We start from the raw sequence: 15,438 nt of genomic DNA, 5'->3' as shown, positions 1-15,438 counted from the left end.
TTTTGAGAGAAGAGGGAGGTGTGAGGTACCTTGGCTCGAAAATTATCGTGGGCTTTTAACGCCTTGCGTTGGAAGGCAAAGCCCGATGTTGGGCGCTAAGCGCCCAACAAAGGAAGAGGCGTCTTAGATTTTGCCTACTAGGTCTAGAGATGGAGCAAGTGTCGCTTCACCTTCTTTCCATTTAGCTGGGCAAACTTCGCCTGGGTGCGCTGCAACGTATTGAGCTGCTTTTACTTTACGCATTAGGTCTTCAGCGTCACGGCCGATGCCTTCTGCAGTGATTTCCATTGCTTGGATCGTACCTTCTGGGTCGATCAAGAACGTAGCGCGGTCTGCAAGGCCTTGACCTTCACGTAGAACGCCGAAGTTACTAGTGATCGTTGCAGTTTGGTCACCTACCATGTAGTAGTTGATTTTGCCGATCGCTTCAGACGTGTCGTGCCAAGCTTTGTGACAGAAGTGAGTGTCAGTCGATACAGAGAATACTTCTACACCCATACCTTTTAGTTCGTCGTATTTGCTTGCAAGGTCTTCAAGCTCAGTCGGGCAAACAAACGTGAAGTCTGCTGGGTAGAAGAAGAACACGGCCCATTTGCCTAGCACGTCCTTTTCAGAAATCTCTACGAATTCGCCTGCTTTAAATGCTGTTGCGTTGAATGGCTTGATTTGAGTGTTAATCATGTTTATCTCCTAAGTAAGTGTGTGTTCGCTGTTTGCGTTACCAACAGTGTCTATAATATGGGGACGATGTGACGAAATGAAATTGTGTTTTACTAAAACTAAGATAAAAAAAAACTATTAGGAATTAATAAAAGCTATTCGTCAGGATATTGCGACCGCACTTCCGTAATCTGAACCTTCAAATCTAAAGCAATCTCGGTAAGCTTGGGATCAAAGTGTTTGCCGCTTTGCTCTTGAACATAGTTGAAGGTTTGCTCGGTGGACCAAGCATTTTTATAAGGACGTTTTGAAAGCAGCGCATCGATCACGTCGGCTAAAGCCACGATGCGGCCTTCTAGAGGAATGTCGTCACCTTTTAAACCCGCAGGGTAACCTTTTCCATCCCAGCGCTCATGGTGTGTTAGAGCAATAGAGCGAGCCATATCAAATAATGGATCGCCTTCGACGGACAAAATCTCAGCCCCAAATAACGTGTGCTTTTTCATTTCTTCCCATTCATGCTGGTCCAGCTGTCCTGGTTTGAGCAAAATCGCATCGGCAATACCGATCTTGCCGACATCATGCATCGGTGAAGCATGGAAGATGCGTTCGACCCACTCAGGATCATCAACATATTGTTCGGCGATTAAGCGCGATATATGACTCATACGAATGACATGAGCGCCAGTTTCGTTGTCTTTATACTCAACGGCGCGACCTAGGTGGTGGATAATACGTAGCTTGCTGGCCTGCAGTTCTTTCGTGCGTTCTCTTACCATTTCTTGAAGCTGGCGGTTTTGGTTGTATAACGCTAGTTGATTACGGATACGTGCTCGGACTAAAGGCGGACTAATAGGCTTGACGATGTAGTCGGCGGCGCCGAGCGAGAAGCCTCGTTCTTCATCAGAAACATCATGCTTGGCCGTGACAAAAATAACCGGAATATTGGCAGTAGTTGGGTCTGCTTTTAATAGACGACAGACTTCGTAGCCGTCCATATCAGGCATCATTACATCAAGCAAGATTAAGTCTGGTTTCGGAGATTTTTGCGCAATGGCTAGGGCTTTAGGGCCATTGAGCGCTACTTTAATGCTGTAATCTTCCCGTAGCGATGCAACCAGAACGTCAATGTTTTCTGGAATATCGTCCACGACTAATAATGTGGGTTTTTGTCGTGTTTCAGCGTCCTGCTTTGAGGCATGACTTACATCGGTTTCTACCATTATGAATAACTCACTCAATCTACAATACGTGCTTTTAGAGCATCCAAGTGTTTTGCCGCTCTTTCAAAGTCATAGACGTTGACGGCATTGCTGATGGCACCCATCAAGTCCTTTTCTTCTACGTTTTTAAACTGTGGTACGAGCGATTCAGCAAGCTCGCGTGATTCAGACAGATTTTGTTCTATATAGTCTGCCAGTATTCCAAGCTGTTTACGCTTATCAACATTATTGATGAACTCGATATTTGTGTCAGAGACGACTGTCTCACTCACTTGGTTTTGCCACGTATCCAATGTGTTAAGAATAGTCTTTAATTCGGCGTTTACGCCAGCAATGGTCTCTGAAGATGGGTCATGTTGTTCCATTTGGGCTTCTAGTTCCGCGGCCAATGTCGCTAACGAATTCATGCCAAGCGTAGCCGCTGTTCCTTTTAGCGTGTGCGCTAGACGAGTCGCATCTTCGTACTCTTGATGCTCTAAATGATGACTTAGTTGCATCGAAAAGTCGGCTTGATTGACTCTAAATCGCCCAAGCAATTGAATGTACAAGGCTAAGGTTTGAGTGTGCTGTAACCCCGTGACTGTATCGATGTTAGTTGAGACCGGCAGTTCAGTTGTGTGAATCGTGTGTGTTGGCGCTTCAATGCCCACAACCGTTATCTCAGCGTTTACTTTTTCAGTAGGCATCCAGCGGTCCATGGTGCTAAACATGCGCTCTAAATTTATCGGTTTGGCTATGTGGTCGTTCATGCCAGCGTTAATGGCTCGAGTAATGTCTTGCTGCAGAACGTTTGCGGTCATGGCGATGATCGGGAGTGTCGCATACTCTGGTTTTTGTCGGATGATACGTGTGGCTTGATAACCGTCCATGACTGGCATCTGGCAGTCCATCAAGATCATATCGAATGCATTGTTTTCTAATTTAGTCAGTGCATCTTGGCCGTTGACGGCAATGTCTACTTTTATGTTTTGTTGCGAAAGCAGTTCTACCGCCAACTCCCGATTGATCTCATTGTCTTCTACCAAGAGTATGGAGGCGCCGTTTAGATTGTAGTAGCTCGTTACCGGTGATGGAGCGCTCAGCGTGTCTTGCCCTGTTAGGCGTTCGATACCGAGGCTCTCAGCGATGGTGTCAAATAAGCTAGAAATAGTGATGGGTTTGGTTAAGAACCCAGCAATATCCACGTTAGAAGCCGCTTGTTTGACTTTATCCAGTCCATAGGCGGTCACCATAATCATGGTTGGCAATTTAAGGTTGTGTACATGACTGATTCTACGGCAAGTTTCGACACCGTCTAATTCAGGCATTTTCCAATCGACCAGTACCAGCTCATATGGCGCTTTATTTTGATCGGCGAGAGCGATCATTTCTAATGCTTCGTAGCCATCAGCCGCTTCATCGCAAATCAGTCCAATACCTTCAACACAGCTTTTTAAAACATCGCGGGCCGTGTCGTTGTCATCAACAATCAATACTCTAGTGATGTCCAAAGAAGAGTTGCCATAACACAGTGGGATTTCGTCTTCGACTCGATCCAATACAACAGTGAAATGGAAAGTGCTACCGCCACCGTCTTGGCTTTCCAGCCAAATTGTACCGCCCATTAATTCGGCCAGTTGCTTAGAAATGGCTAAGCCAAGACCGGTGCCACCAAAGCGTCGAGTGGTTGAGGAATCTGCCTGTGAGAAAGAGTGAAACAGATGCTTTTGGTTCTTTTCACTGATCCCGATGCCCGTATCGGAGACAGAAAAATGTACTTCCATCTTGTCGGCCATGTGTTTTACATAGCGAGCACGAATGACAATTTCCCCCTGTCGGGTGAATTTAACGGCATTGTTACCCAGATTCAGTAAAATTTGGCGCAGTCTCGTGGCGTCTCCTTGGAAGACCTGTGGTAAATGCGTGTCGATATCAAACACCAGTTCAAGATCTTTCTCATCGACTTTAATGGTCAAAATATTGGCCACTTCGTTGAGCACGTCCTGTAAATAGAACGGCTCTGTTTCTAAATCTACTTTGCCTGCTTCTATTTTTGAAAAGTCGAGGATGTCATTAATGATACCAAGCAGAGATTCTGCTGAGCTTCGAACATTTTGTATGTAGTGGTGTTGGCGATCATTTAGGCCAGATTTCAAAGCAAGGAAGGACATGCCAATGATGGAGTTCATGGGGGTGCGAATCTCATGACTCATGTTGGCAAGAAAATCACTTTTTGCTCGGCTCGCTTGCTCCGCTGTTTCTTTGGCTTCTTGCAGTTCTTGGGTTTGCTCTGCAATTTCTTCTTCCAATTTACGTTTATAAGATTGCAAGGACAGTTGATATTTATGGCGTTCAGAGATATCGCGCCACGTGCAGATGATCGCCGGACTGTCATCGAGAACAACGGAGATCATGGTCATGTCTGCATAGACCAGTTCGTTGTCTAAGTCTTTAAATACCCATTCTTGATAAAAGTGTCCTTGTTCGAACACTTGTTCTTCTAATAGCGCCAGTTTATTTAGTGATTGCTGCCCATCGGACTGTGAGAAAGGTGACAAGTCACTCATGTTTAGCTGCAATAACATGTCTGTAGAAGGGTATTTCAGGGTGCTGGCGGCGGCATCATTACACTCAATAATAGCGTGGTCTCTAACAATCCAAGCAGGATCAGGGGACGATTCAAACATTGAACGAAAGCGGTCTTCACTTTCTAGAAGTTTGGATAGCTGGCGCTTTACACGCTTAGAGATGGCCCAAGATAAAAGTATGATTACGAAGACGGTGATGCCGCTGATCCATAAAATTGAGGTGCTTAAACGCGTCAGTTGCTCTTCAATTTGTGTCTCTAGGTTGTGAGTCTCGAATTGCACCGATTCACTGATTTGATCAATAAAGCGGGCTAAAGGTGAAAAAATGGCTTCTACTTGGTTATTGATTTGTTTGCGTTGCGTTTCCAGTGCGATTAACGCGAATCGTTCACCAAACAGACCACCAGATCCCAGCTCAAGGTTGTATAAATCGTTAATGTAGTGACCTTCACCATAAAGTAAGTTTTTAAGATCACTCGACTCTTTAGAGAGTGCTTTATAGTACATGGGGAACTGGAATTCGGTTTGAGAAATGGCATAGTCGAGTCGCTCAAATGTTGGCGATACTCGGTTATTAAGTTGATCATAGAGCATCGATTGCGTTGCTGTGAACGGTAAACTACTGATGACCATTTCCAACGTCAGAATGTCTTCGACTGTTGTCGTTAAAGAGCCCTCAATCGCATTCGAGCGAAGTGTCATATACTCTTTGCTAATCGCACTTTTATCCGCCGCTTGTTCTGCATTGCGGTATTTAAAGAGTAAAACACCTTCTTGTAGGCGTGAACGGCTATTCAGCGCTTTTAGTAGCGTTGCAAGCGCACTGGTTTTTTCTTGTGCACGCGTCAGTAGGTTGTTGCGCTCTGAGTTTGTTAGAACCTGTTTTTGGGCATCAAACCAGATGTTGACTTGGCTGTTTAACTCCTCGATTTGCTTTCCACGCGCTTGCAGAGCACGTCCTAGTTTAGCGATCTCTGAATTCTCTTGTGCAGACTGAATCAGCATACTCGTGGCACTTTTAAAGCGGGATTCAAGGTTTTGGTCTAAATACTCTAGATTAGTGTCTTCTAGCAGTGCTTGACGAAGGCGATTGCGCTGGGAGGGTACGACCTCACGTAGTTTTGACACGGCGCCTAACATGGCGGCTTGTCGGGCTCGCAGGTTTTGTTGTTGATCACGAAGGTCTTGAGCTGTACTAATTAAAATGGAGGCCCCAATGATAATCGACAAAAGACTAAACAGTGCCAAAAGCCACACAAGTGGCGTTACTGAAGACTGTGCTTGTCCCGATTTACTCATAGGCTACCTCTTATAAACTCATACGGTAATGTGTCTCCGCAATAAGTGTGCCCAGTTTTATGGTTTTTTAATTCTAACCAAATAGGTAGTTCAGTTTGACTCAGCAGAGTGTTTTCGACCACGTGTTTTTCGGTGTTTTTATGTAACCGTTGATATTGCGTTAGATAGCTTAGGAACTCTGCTCGAGTGGGGGCTCGGCTTGGGCGGAAGTACAATAACACTTGTTCAACTTGTCGTACCGCAATATAGCCTTCTAAAATGGCAGACGTTGGCGTTTCGGTGGAGCCATATCGCTCAAAATCCACTAAAAAATCTTTAACGAGAGGGTCGCTTAGATCGTTATGACACGGATGAAGCTGGGTTGATAAAATTTTTGCCTGTGTATGCTTGATCCGCTGACTTAAGGCGTCATGACTGACAAACGAAAGGGCCGCATATAACGGTGATACGCCATTTTCGTCTAATGAAGTTATAAAGTCAGCCGCAGCGGGATAGGTGCTGATTAAGAAAATTACTTTGGGTTGTGGGATGTGGGTCAAAATTTTTGCGGTGGCTTCCTCCGTTGATGGGTTATTACGCGTATAGCCGACTCGCAGAATATCACTGGAATTTTCAAGACCGTAGTGCGCTAGAGCTTTCATTAGGCTGCGCACAGTGATCTCTCCATAGCTGTCTTTTTGCGCGAAGATGGCCATATCACTCGGCGCAATATTGAACTCTTGAGCAACGACCTTTGCCAGTGAAGCAACCTCCCTTTGATAGCTGGCGCGATGGGTAAATATTAACGAACTCACGCCTCTACTTTTCAGCATACTGCTGCCTGTAAAAGGCGATATAAGAGGGAGCTGAAGTTCTACTAACGTGGGAATGGCCGCTACAATGGTTGGTGTTCCAACGCTGCTGATTAAGCCTACGATATTATCGTCTTCAACCATTTTCTCAATAATTGGAACGGTACGAGAAGGCTCATAACCATCGTCTTTTGCAATAAGAGAGACGGTGAAAGGCAGCTCTTTGTTGGTATTTAAGCGTTTTAAGCCAAGCTCAATTCCGTTCATTAGCTGATGGCCGAGCAGCGCGCTGGGCCCGGATAAAGGGCCAGTGAAGCCTAAGCGGATATCTTCTGCTTTGCTGATAAGCGGAATACAGAGCAGTGTAATGATCGAAGTAGCCGCAAACAAAGCGTTATAAACGCGCACAAAAAACTCCTCAAGGTAAGGATGGGGGCAGTATGTCAGTAAACGTTAAGAGGCGATTCCTTTCACATGCGATAGCTCAAAGTCTAGTTTAGAAAAAAATTATGTAAATCTCGGCTGTTAATATGTCATGTATTGTAAGGAGATGGGATTAAAGAGAGGCAGGCGCTAGAATTAGCGCCATTGATTGATTCGTGACATTTGTAAGTGTCGCTCGCGTTCTGCTTGGTCAATCGTCATAAAACGGAAGCCGATTTTATCCCCAGGCTTTTTCTGTGCCAGCAATCCTCCAGAAATACTCGTAACACAGCCAATTTTTGGGTAGCCACCGATGGTCTGTCGGTCTTTGAGTAAAACGATGGGATTGCCATCACTGGGAATTTGAATCGCACCATAGGCGATGCCTTCAGAAATGATACCAGGCTGATCTTGGCCGACGGCTTGCCCTTCCAACCGATAACCCATGCGATCACAGTTTTGGCTAAGAGTGTAGTCGCTGTTAAAGAAGCGAGCACGGTCTAGCCCAGAAAAACGAGCGTATTGATACCCTGTGACGACATCGATCTCGACTTGCTCATAGTTGGGGATGGCCAATCTAGGCAAGTGCCTTGGCGTATGGTTTGAAGTCGCGTGAAAGGGCAGTAAGTCGCCTTTTTGAACCTTGCTTCCCTTGCCATCAAAGCCTCCTAAGGATTCACGCATGACGGTAGCGACACTACCAAGCACCGGCGCCGCCAGAAAACCGCCTTTGACCGCCAAATACGCTCTCAAGCCGAATTTAGATTGTTGAAAATGGATCACATCCCCCGCTTTGATTTCATAAGTTTGCCACGGCATAGCCGCTTCGCCGTTGATCGTCGCCTCTAGGTCCGCCCCTACAATGGCAATGCTAGTCGGCTGTGTTGCTTCCAATGAGAGCATGCCAAACGTGATTTCCAGTTGTGGCGAATTATCTGGGTTATCCAATAGTGCATTGCCCCATCGAAAAGCGACTTCATCCATAGGGCCGCCCGAGGTAACCCCTAAATGCTGGTAGCCATGTCGCCCGAGATCTTGCAGCAATGTCAGCATGCCAGGCTTTAATACCTTAAAAGCCATCGAAATTACCCCCTTGTGCTAAAAACTCTTCTTTGGTCATTGGCTCAAAGCGAACGTTATCTCCCGCTTTGATTAGCGCTAAGCTGTCACTTGCCCAGTCCACTAAGGCAATAGGGGTGCGCCCGAGGATTTGCCACCCTCCAGGCGTCACACTTGGATAAACCGCTGTTTGACGCTCAGCGATGGCCACACTGCCGAGAGGGACTTTTAGACGAGGTGTTGTCTTGCGTGGCACATGTAAGACTTCAGGCGTATTGCCTAGAAAGGCAAAGCCAGGTGTGAAGCCAATGGCGTAAGCTCGATACGTCGTCGTGCTGTGGAGGCGTATCACTTCCTCTATGTCTAGCTGACAATGCGTTGCGACGTCCTCTAAGTCTGGTCCGACCTCAGGGCCGTAGTACACCGGGATAACGACTTCCTGGCTGGCACGATTCCCTGCACTGGACCAATCGATAGAGGCCAAAACTCCTTGTAGGGCTTTCTGAATTGCAAAACGGTCAAAGCAGCCGGTATCAAATACCACCAACAATGTGGTGTATGATGGAATGAGGTCAATAATACCCTCAAGCTCGCGAAGTGCGGTGGTCACGAGACTGATCTGATCTGCCACCGCATCACTGATGATGTTTGAAAACTGTAGTAAGCACGCTTGATCGCTCACTAGGCTGATTTCAATAGAAGTGGCTGCGGCAGCAGATGCTTGATTATCCATCATAAGGCACTGGCACCATCAACTACTTGGCGGATACGCTGGACGGCTTCTACGGCATGAGCGCCATCACCATGGACACAAATAGTGTCGGCCAGAATCGCTAATAACTGACCGGATTCAGTGGTTAACGCGCCTTGCTCGCTAAGCTGCAGGACTTGTTGCTCAATCAAGTCAAAGGTCTGATGTACTGCACCGCTTTGTTTGCGTGGAGTGAGGCGGCCTTCATCCGTATACAAGCGATCGGAGAAAGCCTCGAACCAAAGTGCTAACTGGTATTTTTCCGCCAAGGCTTTAACTTGATCGGACTCTGGAATGGCCATCACCATCAGAACCAGTGTCGGATCCAGCTCGCTGACGGCTTGCATTACGGTTTCTAGGACAGAGAAATCCGCCATCATAGTGTTGTAAAGTGCACCATGTGGCTTCACGTAGGCGACCTGAGTCCCGTGCGCTCTACAAATACCCTGAAGTGCCCCCACTTGATATTGAATAAGGGATTTAAGCTCTGTTGGCGCAATGTCCATGTTACGGCGACCAAAACCCACCAAATCAGGATACGCTGGGTGCGCGCCAATGGTGACATTATGTTGTTTCGCAAGCGCCACGGTTTTGGCCATGGTCAGAGGGTCCGAAGCGTGGAAGCCACAGGCAATGTTCGCTTGATCAACGTAGGGCATGATTTGCTCATCCATGCCCATTTTCCATGTACCAAAGGCTTCGCCCATATCACAGTTTAATTTCATAATAGCCTCCGTTAGCGTTGCGACATCGTGGTGGGTAAGTACGTGACGATTTCAGGAAATAGGGTAACCAATGCGATCGCTAATGCGATCAACAAAAAGAAAGGTAAAGCAGCACGAGCAACGTAAAGAATATTCTTCCCAGTAAGTGCTTGAATGACAAATAGATTAAATCCGACAGGTGGCGTGATCTGCGACATCTCCACAACCAGCACGATGAAAATACCGAACCAAAGTAGATCAATACCCGCAGCATCCACCATAGGCAGAACCACTGCAACCGTCAGTACCACAACGGATATCCCGTCTAGGAAGCAGCCCAAAATCACAAAAAACACGGTTAGATAGAGAATCAGCTCCATAGGTGACAGGTTCATGCTGCCAATCCATACCGCTAATTCTTTCGGGATGCCTAGGAACCCCATAGCAAGGGTTAGGAAGTGAGCACCAATTAAAATAAAGGTGATCATACAAGCGCTTTTTACCGCTCCCATTAGGCTTTCCATGAAACTACTCACGTTAAGAGAGCCTGTCACCGCGGCGATGATCAATGCGCCAGTGACACCAATGGCAGCAGCTTCTGTCGGCGTGGTAATACCACCATAAATCGAGCCCAATACGAAGCCGATCAACCCCATAACTGGGAGGAGTTGTTTGAGCGCTTTAAAGCGCGTATTCCAGCTTATATGCTCAGTCTTTGTCTGAGGTAATTCGTCTTTATGCAGTAACCCCCAAATCATGGTGTAGCCCATAAATAATGAAACCAATAATAAGCCTGGCAGTGCTCCAGCAATGAATAAGCGCGCAATCGATACTTCTGCCGCGACGCCGTAAACGATCAAGATAATAGACGGTGGAATTAAGAGTCCCAACGTACCAGAGCCAGCCAATGTGCCGATCGCCATACGCTCGCTGTAGCCTTGCTTTTTAAGCTCAGGCAAGGTCATACGACCAATGGTAGCCGCTGTTGCAGCAGACGATCCGGAGACTGCTGCAAAAATACCGCAGCTCAGTATGTTAACGTGGAACAATTTGCCTGGCACCCCACTTAACCATGGAGAAAGGCCTTTAAAAAGATCCTCAGATAATCGCGTTCGGAAAAGGATTTCTCCCATCCAAATGAACAGCGGTAGAGCTGTTAGCGACCAAGATGTACTCGCCCCCCATGAAGATGTCGAGAATAACAACCCGATTTGATAGTTCTCGGAAAGAATCAGTCCCAAACCACCGATAAAAATTAGGGTGAAAGAGACCCAAACTCCTAGTGCCAGCATGGCCAGCATGCCGACCGCGAGGATAATAGAAATAAGTGTTAAATCCATGGTTATTCCTCCAATGAAAGTTCGTCTTCATGACGAATATAGTGTGGGGATTGACCACGAATCGCACTGAGCCAAGCGTCCAGCACAGCAAGTACTAAGGCAATGGCGCCTAGGGCGACACTCAGTTGAGGAATCCATAAGGGAACAGGGATGTAGCCATATGACACTTCTTCATAAATGTAAGATTCGTACACCATGTAGCAGCAAGCGTAGGCGACAAAGGCGCTTAGGATCAGACCTAACGTCAGTACGAAGGCTTCTTGTACTTTACGTGGGCCTTGGTTGAGGCGTTGAATCAACAATGTGACCCGAATATGTCCGCCTTCATGAAAGGTGTAGGCCAAGCCAAAAAAAGTAGAGGCTGCCAGAGCGTAGCCAGCAAAGTCCTCGGCGGAAGGAACGATAAAACCAAATAAGCGCCCCACAATTTGGGCAAGTAGTAGAACGGTAATGATGACGATACATAGGCCTGAAAGCCATCCCGACATTCGATAACAGGTGTCTTTGAAATGTGTCATGGTGCTCTCTTCTTGAAGAGTGTCTCCCTCTGAAGCATAGAGGGAGACTCAGGTTGCGCGAGAAACGCTTATGGCTGGTAACGATCTAGGATGGCACCCACTTCTTGTGGATCTTCGGCTTTCCACTCGGAGACCATGGTATTACCAATCGCTTGAAGTTCTTTGATTAACGCATCGGATGGATCGGACACATTCATACCGTTGTCGATTAACTTCTGCTTGTCGCTCGCAGCGCGCTCTGCAACTTTTTCCCAGCCCAGTGCTTCAGCATGTTTTGCCGCGTCTAGGATGGCTGTTTGAGTGTCTTTATCTAAACGGCGGAAAGCACGTTTATTAACAACGATAATGTTCTTGGGAATCCAAGCTTTCACATCGGTGTAGTAGTTCACGTAGTCCCATGCTTGGCTGTCGACACCCGTCGAAGGGGAGGTGATCATGGCTTGAATAATGCCAGTACTGAATGCTTGTGGAATGTCGGGTACTTGGATCGTTGTCGGTGTTGTACCCATTAGATCAGCAAGGCGAGACGTAGATGGGCTGTATGCACGCATTTTAGAGCCTTCAAGGTCACTTAGCTGTGCCACTGGCATCTCCGTGTAAAGGCTTTGAGCCGGCCATGCGACCGCGTAAAGCAGTTTCATACCGCGCTTATCCAGTTGTTTTTCAACAGCTGGTTTAGCAGCTTCCCAAAGTGACTTCGCGTCCTCGAAAGACGTGGCTAGGAAAGGGATATTGTCATGTTTAAAGACTGGGTGCTCGTTACCCAAAATACCTAAGAATACTTCCCCAATTTGTACTTGGCCGGTTTTCACCGCACGTGGGATTTCCGTGTGTTTCACTAGAGAGCCCGCTGAATGCACGGTAATGTCTAATTCACCCTCGGTTTTGTCTTTGATTTCCTCAGCAAAACCGTAAGCAATTTGAGTCGGCAGGTTGCCGTCACCATAAGGTGTTGGCATGTGCCATTTATCCGCTATTGCAGAGGTAGAGAGTAAGCTGCCGAACACTAACGCTGTTGTGATTTTTTTCATTGTTCCTTGTCCTTTCAAAGTGAAGGGTTAGATTTATTTTTTGATTATGAAAATCGCCATGCAAAGTTAGGGCATCTGCACGGTAAAGCAGACACTAAAAGACCGCTAAGTCAGTGTCGAGAATATCAGTGACCAGCATCTTACCGGGAGCATGGGTGATACAGATCGGCGGTTTGGCATTACGAATTGCCAATTGCGGTGTCACACCACACGCCCAAAAAACCGGCACTTCGCCTTCACGAATGCTGACCGCATCGCCGAATTCTGGTTGGGTTAGGTCATTGATACCGATGGCTTCTGGGTTGCCAAAATGTAATGGCGCACCATGGGCCTTAGGAAAGCGTGTCGTAATTTGAATGGCACGAATCGCTTCTTTTGGTACGTAAGGACGCATGGTTACTACGGTATTGCCGTAAAAGCGTCCTGCAGGCGTTGTGGCGATATTGGTCTCAAACATAGAAACGTTAACACCTTCCTCAATGTTACGAGGGGTTAAACCAGCTTGGGACAAAGCGTGTTCGAAGGAAAACGAGCAACCTAAGACAAACGCGACCATGTCGTCTTGCCACAGCGCTTCGATATCCGCTCGACTTTCTACTTTTTCACCGTTGCGATAGACATAGTACTCAGGAATATCGTGACGCATATCGATGTCTTCCCCCAGCATAGGCATGCGGTAATTGCCGACTTCTGAAACACCGATCAAGGGGCAAGAGACAGGGTTGTTCTGACAGAACAGTAAAAACTCATTTGCGTAGTCTGCTGGTAGAATCACCACATTACCTTGCATCGCTCCCGTTGCTAGACCGCTAGTCGGGCCGGTGTGGTCTTTACGACGTATCGCTTGGCGGAGTGCTGAGGTCTGTTGCAACAAGGTTAACGATGACTGAGACATGATTGCTTTCCTAATTTTTATCACAGTTGGGTTGAATCAAGAGTAGAAGCACACCCTATAAAAAGTCTAATCGTGTTTTTTTGGCCTTTTTGATCAATTTTTTTTATCAAGTGTTCATTTGGGCGTATTCATTGGCGGTTTCAACAGCGATTTTCGCGGCGACTTCAGCGATGGGGTTAAACGGCTCGTCCGAATAGGATGCGGTGAATTTTAGCTCTGATGGCGTCCAAATGGCGCGAATGCGTTTGAGTGTTCCTGCTTGCAGAGCGTCTTCAATCATGACATCTGGCATGGTAGCAACGCCTACCGCATCCAGCGCTAAACTGCGACAGGCAGCGAGCGAGGTAGATGCAAAAAAGTGCGCTGGAGGCCCTTCTAACTCTCTGAATTTCTGAGAGATTTCAGCGTAAGGTTTACTGTTTCGGGCATAGGAGATGATTGGCCAAGGAGCCAGTTCTTCGAGATACAGCAAACGGTCAGGTAAGTTAAGCATTGGGCTGGCCACCCAAGAAAGTGAGAAGGTACATAAGTCTAAGTTGACAATACTCGGGTCATTAATGGGCCCCATTAACAGCCCTAAATCAATAGAGCGGTCTTTGATTCCTGCCGAGAGTACGGTGGTGATTTCGACAGTAAGTTCTACGTCCAATTTGGGCATTTCATTGTGCAATCGAGATAAAAACGTCGATAGCCATGTGTGGGCAATGGTTTCCGAAACGCCAATACGAATCACCCCCGAATAAGCGGTTGTACTTTCTGCTCGTTTACGCAGCTGTTCCGATTGGTATAAAATTTTCTCAACGTAAGGCAGTAAGTCTTTGCCTTTAGCGGTTAGAGCGATCGGGGCTGAGCCAACTTCTCGCTCAAAGAGTTTCACCCCCAGTTCGGATTCCAGGGCTGAGATACGTGCAGAAATAGCGGGTTGCGTAGTGTGCATGCGTTCGGCTGCTTTACGAAAACTGCCAAGTGAGGCGACCCAAACAAAAGTCTCTAAGCGTTTGTAATTCAATGAACTTCTCCCTTATACCTGACACAGCAGAATAACGGGCTTTAAACCTCTAAGCCAGACAAGTGTGATGCTCTTTCCTATGTTATTGCCGAATCATTGCGTCCAACTCTCTATCTATGCTGGTACGGGTTTTGTATGCTCTGTTATTCCTAATGGAGCGCAAAATGAACAAACTGATTTCCTTAATATTAAAAGGCTTGGTGGCCGTTTTACCGATTGGCCTGACGGTGTATTTTATCTATTGGTTGTTTACCACGGCCGAGACATTGGTACGCCCACTGGTATTGTTAGTATGGCCAGTGGATTACTATTTTCCGGGGCTCGGAGTGTTAACCTGCCTAGCTGGCTTGGCACTGATCGGCTTGGTAGTGAACTTTTACGGCGTTCGCTACCTAATGAAAGTAAGCCACAGAGTGTTTGAGAACATTCCCTTAGTAAAATCGATCTATGGGGCGCTGCAAGACATGATGACAGTATTCAGCCTGTCGAATAAAACTGAGCAGCAAAGTGTCGTGTCCTTGGAGATTCAGGGTATGCAATTGATTGGTTTTGTGACTGGCGAGAAAATGGGGCAGCGTTTGTTTGGTGATCAAAACTTAGTTGGGGTCTATTTACCTTTGAGTTATCAGATCGGCGGAATGACAGTTTATGTTTCACGTGAAAAACTGACGCCGCTGGATGTCACGATGGAAGAAGGCATGCGCATAGCCGTAACCGGTGGCGTACAATCGAAGAAATAAATTATGATGCAATTAGAACAACTGACGGAATTACTAGAAGAAAAAGGCTATCCGGCCAAGTTAAAAACCTTTCCGCGACGCATATATGTTGGCTCGCTGGGCTCTTTCTATGGCGTCACCATCGTTCAGAATGACAAGACGGGCGCGCTAAAAGTGTCGTATCAACCTCTCATTTTGATCATTGGCAGCCTATTACTGATTTACAGCTTTATTGTCAGTTATGGCAATGACGATATGTTATCAGCCTTAATTGGTATTACGGCAGCATCGGTCATTGCTAACTTCGTTAAATCACGACAGAAAAAGCAAGAAATTGAAGCGCTACTGCGAGATTTCGCATAATTTGAATGAGCAGTAAAAACCCGCAATTAGCGGGTTTTTTTATGTCTGAAAAATATTTTTTGTTTCATTTGAATGTTTTTTAGGTT

Annotated in this window: 14 protein-coding genes; 2 read left to right on the top strand and 12 right to left on the bottom strand. The window is 46.6% G+C overall.

Annotated elements, in window-relative coordinates; genetic code table 11:
* Positions 1–123: 123 nt before the first annotated feature.
* The 12 genes from ahpC to AYW76_RS02785 all read right to left on the bottom strand — a co-directional run bounded on the left by ahpC (position 124) and on the right by AYW76_RS02785 (position 14,270).
* Positions 124–681 (bottom strand): alkyl hydroperoxide reductase subunit C, encoded by a 558-nt coding sequence (gene ahpC, locus AYW76_RS02840; protein WP_067215486.1) that lies wholly within the window; start codon positions 679–681, stop codon positions 124–126.
* 134 nt (positions 682–815) lie between these two features.
* Entirely contained in the window at positions 816–1,883 is a 1,068-nt protein-coding gene (locus AYW76_RS02835; protein WP_067215483.1) for a response regulator, read from the bottom strand.
* Between the two features lie 14 nt (positions 1,884–1,897).
* A complete protein-coding gene (locus AYW76_RS02830) occupies positions 1,898–5,749 on the bottom strand; it encodes a PAS domain-containing hybrid sensor histidine kinase/response regulator (RefSeq protein ID WP_067215481.1) in 3,852 nt (1,283 codons plus the stop codon).
* A complete protein-coding gene (locus AYW76_RS02825; protein WP_067215478.1) occupies positions 5,746–6,948 on the bottom strand; it encodes an ABC transporter substrate-binding protein in 1,203 nt (400 codons plus the stop codon). The genes AYW76_RS02830 and AYW76_RS02825 overlap by 4 nt, the downstream gene beginning before the upstream one ends.
* Positions 6,949–7,119: 171 nt before the next feature.
* The gene (locus tag AYW76_RS02820) at positions 7,120–8,043 is read right to left on the bottom strand and encodes a 5-oxoprolinase subunit C family protein (protein WP_067029999.1); all 924 of its coding nucleotides are present in this window, start codon (positions 8,041–8,043) and stop codon (positions 7,120–7,122) included.
* Positions 8,033–8,758 carry a 5-oxoprolinase subunit PxpB gene (pxpB, locus tag AYW76_RS02815; protein WP_231872533.1) on the bottom strand — a complete coding sequence of 242 codons (726 nt, stop codon included), beginning with the start codon at positions 8,756–8,758 and terminating at the stop codon, positions 8,033–8,035. Before pxpB ends, AYW76_RS02820 begins: the two co-directional genes overlap by 11 nt.
* A complete protein-coding gene (locus AYW76_RS02810; RefSeq protein ID WP_067030001.1) occupies positions 8,755–9,498 on the bottom strand; it encodes a 5-oxoprolinase subunit PxpA in 744 nt (247 codons plus the stop codon). Before AYW76_RS02810 ends, pxpB begins: the two co-directional genes overlap by 4 nt.
* Positions 9,499–9,509: 11 nt before the next feature.
* Positions 9,510–10,817 carry a TRAP transporter large permease gene (locus AYW76_RS02805; RefSeq protein WP_067030002.1) on the bottom strand — a complete coding sequence of 436 codons (1,308 nt, stop codon included), beginning with the start codon at positions 10,815–10,817 and terminating at the stop codon, positions 9,510–9,512.
* Positions 10,818–10,819: 2 nt separating this feature from the next.
* A complete protein-coding gene (locus AYW76_RS02800; protein WP_067215475.1) occupies positions 10,820–11,335 on the bottom strand; it encodes a TRAP transporter small permease in 516 nt (171 codons plus the stop codon).
* A gap of 68 nt (positions 11,336–11,403) precedes the next feature.
* Positions 11,404–12,366: a TRAP transporter substrate-binding protein gene (locus AYW76_RS02795; RefSeq protein WP_067030005.1), complete on the bottom strand. Its 963-nt coding sequence runs from the start codon at positions 12,364–12,366 to the stop codon at positions 11,404–11,406.
* Between the two features lie 94 nt (positions 12,367–12,460).
* Entirely contained in the window at positions 12,461–13,261 is an 801-nt protein-coding gene (locus AYW76_RS02790; RefSeq protein WP_067215473.1) for a putative hydro-lyase, read from the bottom strand.
* A gap of 106 nt (positions 13,262–13,367) precedes the next feature.
* The gene (locus tag AYW76_RS02785) at positions 13,368–14,270 is read right to left on the bottom strand and encodes a LysR family transcriptional regulator (RefSeq protein WP_067030008.1); all 903 of its coding nucleotides are present in this window, start codon (positions 14,268–14,270) and stop codon (positions 13,368–13,370) included.
* A gap of 164 nt (positions 14,271–14,434) precedes the next feature.
* On the opposite strand from AYW76_RS02785, the gene AYW76_RS02780 reads away from it, so the two are divergent.
* Together AYW76_RS02780 and AYW76_RS02775 are read left to right on the top strand one after the other, a co-directional pair.
* Positions 14,435–15,010, top strand: coding sequence for a DUF502 domain-containing protein (locus tag AYW76_RS02780; RefSeq protein ID WP_067215470.1), 576 nt, complete (start codon positions 14,435–14,437; stop codon positions 15,008–15,010).
* Positions 15,011–15,013: 3 nt separating this feature from the next.
* Positions 15,014–15,352, top strand: a complete 339-nt coding sequence (locus AYW76_RS02775; RefSeq protein ID WP_067215468.1) for a hypothetical protein — start codon at positions 15,014–15,016, stop codon at positions 15,350–15,352.
* The last annotated feature ends 86 nt before the right edge of the window (positions 15,353–15,438 follow it).

Origin of the sequence: Marinomonas gallaica (assembly GCF_001639745.1) — a bacterium.
Taxonomy (GTDB): domain Bacteria; phylum Pseudomonadota; class Gammaproteobacteria; order Pseudomonadales; family Marinomonadaceae; genus Marinomonas; species Marinomonas gallaica.
This window is presented reverse-complemented; position numbering and strand designations above follow the sequence as displayed.

What these genes read in the sequence shown, in the direction of transcription:
- AYW76_RS02835 (WP_067215483.1), bottom strand. Translation starts at nt 1,883, where the DNA reads ATGGTAGAAACCGATGTAAGTCATGCCTCAAAGCAGGACGCTGAAACA.
- AYW76_RS02795 (WP_067030005.1), bottom strand. Translation starts at nt 12,366, where the DNA reads ATGAAAAAAATCACAACAGCGTTAGTGTTCGGCAGCTTACTCTCTACC.
- AYW76_RS02800 (WP_067215475.1), bottom strand. Translation starts at nt 11,335, where the DNA reads ATGACACATTTCAAAGACACCTGTTATCGAATGTCGGGATGGCTTTCA.
- pxpB (WP_231872533.1), bottom strand. Translation starts at nt 8,758, where the DNA reads ATGATGGATAATCAAGCATCTGCTGCCGCAGCCACTTCTATTGAAATC.
- AYW76_RS02830 (WP_067215481.1), bottom strand. Translation starts at nt 5,749, where the DNA reads ATGAGTAAATCGGGACAAGCACAGTCTTCAGTAACGCCACTTGTGTGG.
- AYW76_RS02820 (WP_067029999.1), bottom strand. Translation starts at nt 8,043, where the DNA reads ATGGCTTTTAAGGTATTAAAGCCTGGCATGCTGACATTGCTGCAAGAT.
- AYW76_RS02775 (WP_067215468.1), top strand. Translation starts at nt 15,014, where the DNA reads ATGATGCAATTAGAACAACTGACGGAATTACTAGAAGAAAAAGGCTAT.
- ahpC (WP_067215486.1), bottom strand. Translation starts at nt 681, where the DNA reads ATGATTAACACTCAAATCAAGCCATTCAACGCAACAGCATTTAAAGCA.
- AYW76_RS02790 (WP_067215473.1), bottom strand. Translation starts at nt 13,261, where the DNA reads ATGTCTCAGTCATCGTTAACCTTGTTGCAACAGACCTCAGCACTCCGC.
- AYW76_RS02805 (WP_067030002.1), bottom strand. Translation starts at nt 10,817, where the DNA reads ATGGATTTAACACTTATTTCTATTATCCTCGCGGTCGGCATGCTGGCC.
- AYW76_RS02780 (WP_067215470.1), top strand. Translation starts at nt 14,435, where the DNA reads ATGAACAAACTGATTTCCTTAATATTAAAAGGCTTGGTGGCCGTTTTA.
- AYW76_RS02810 (WP_067030001.1), bottom strand. Translation starts at nt 9,498, where the DNA reads ATGAAATTAAACTGTGATATGGGCGAAGCCTTTGGTACATGGAAAATG.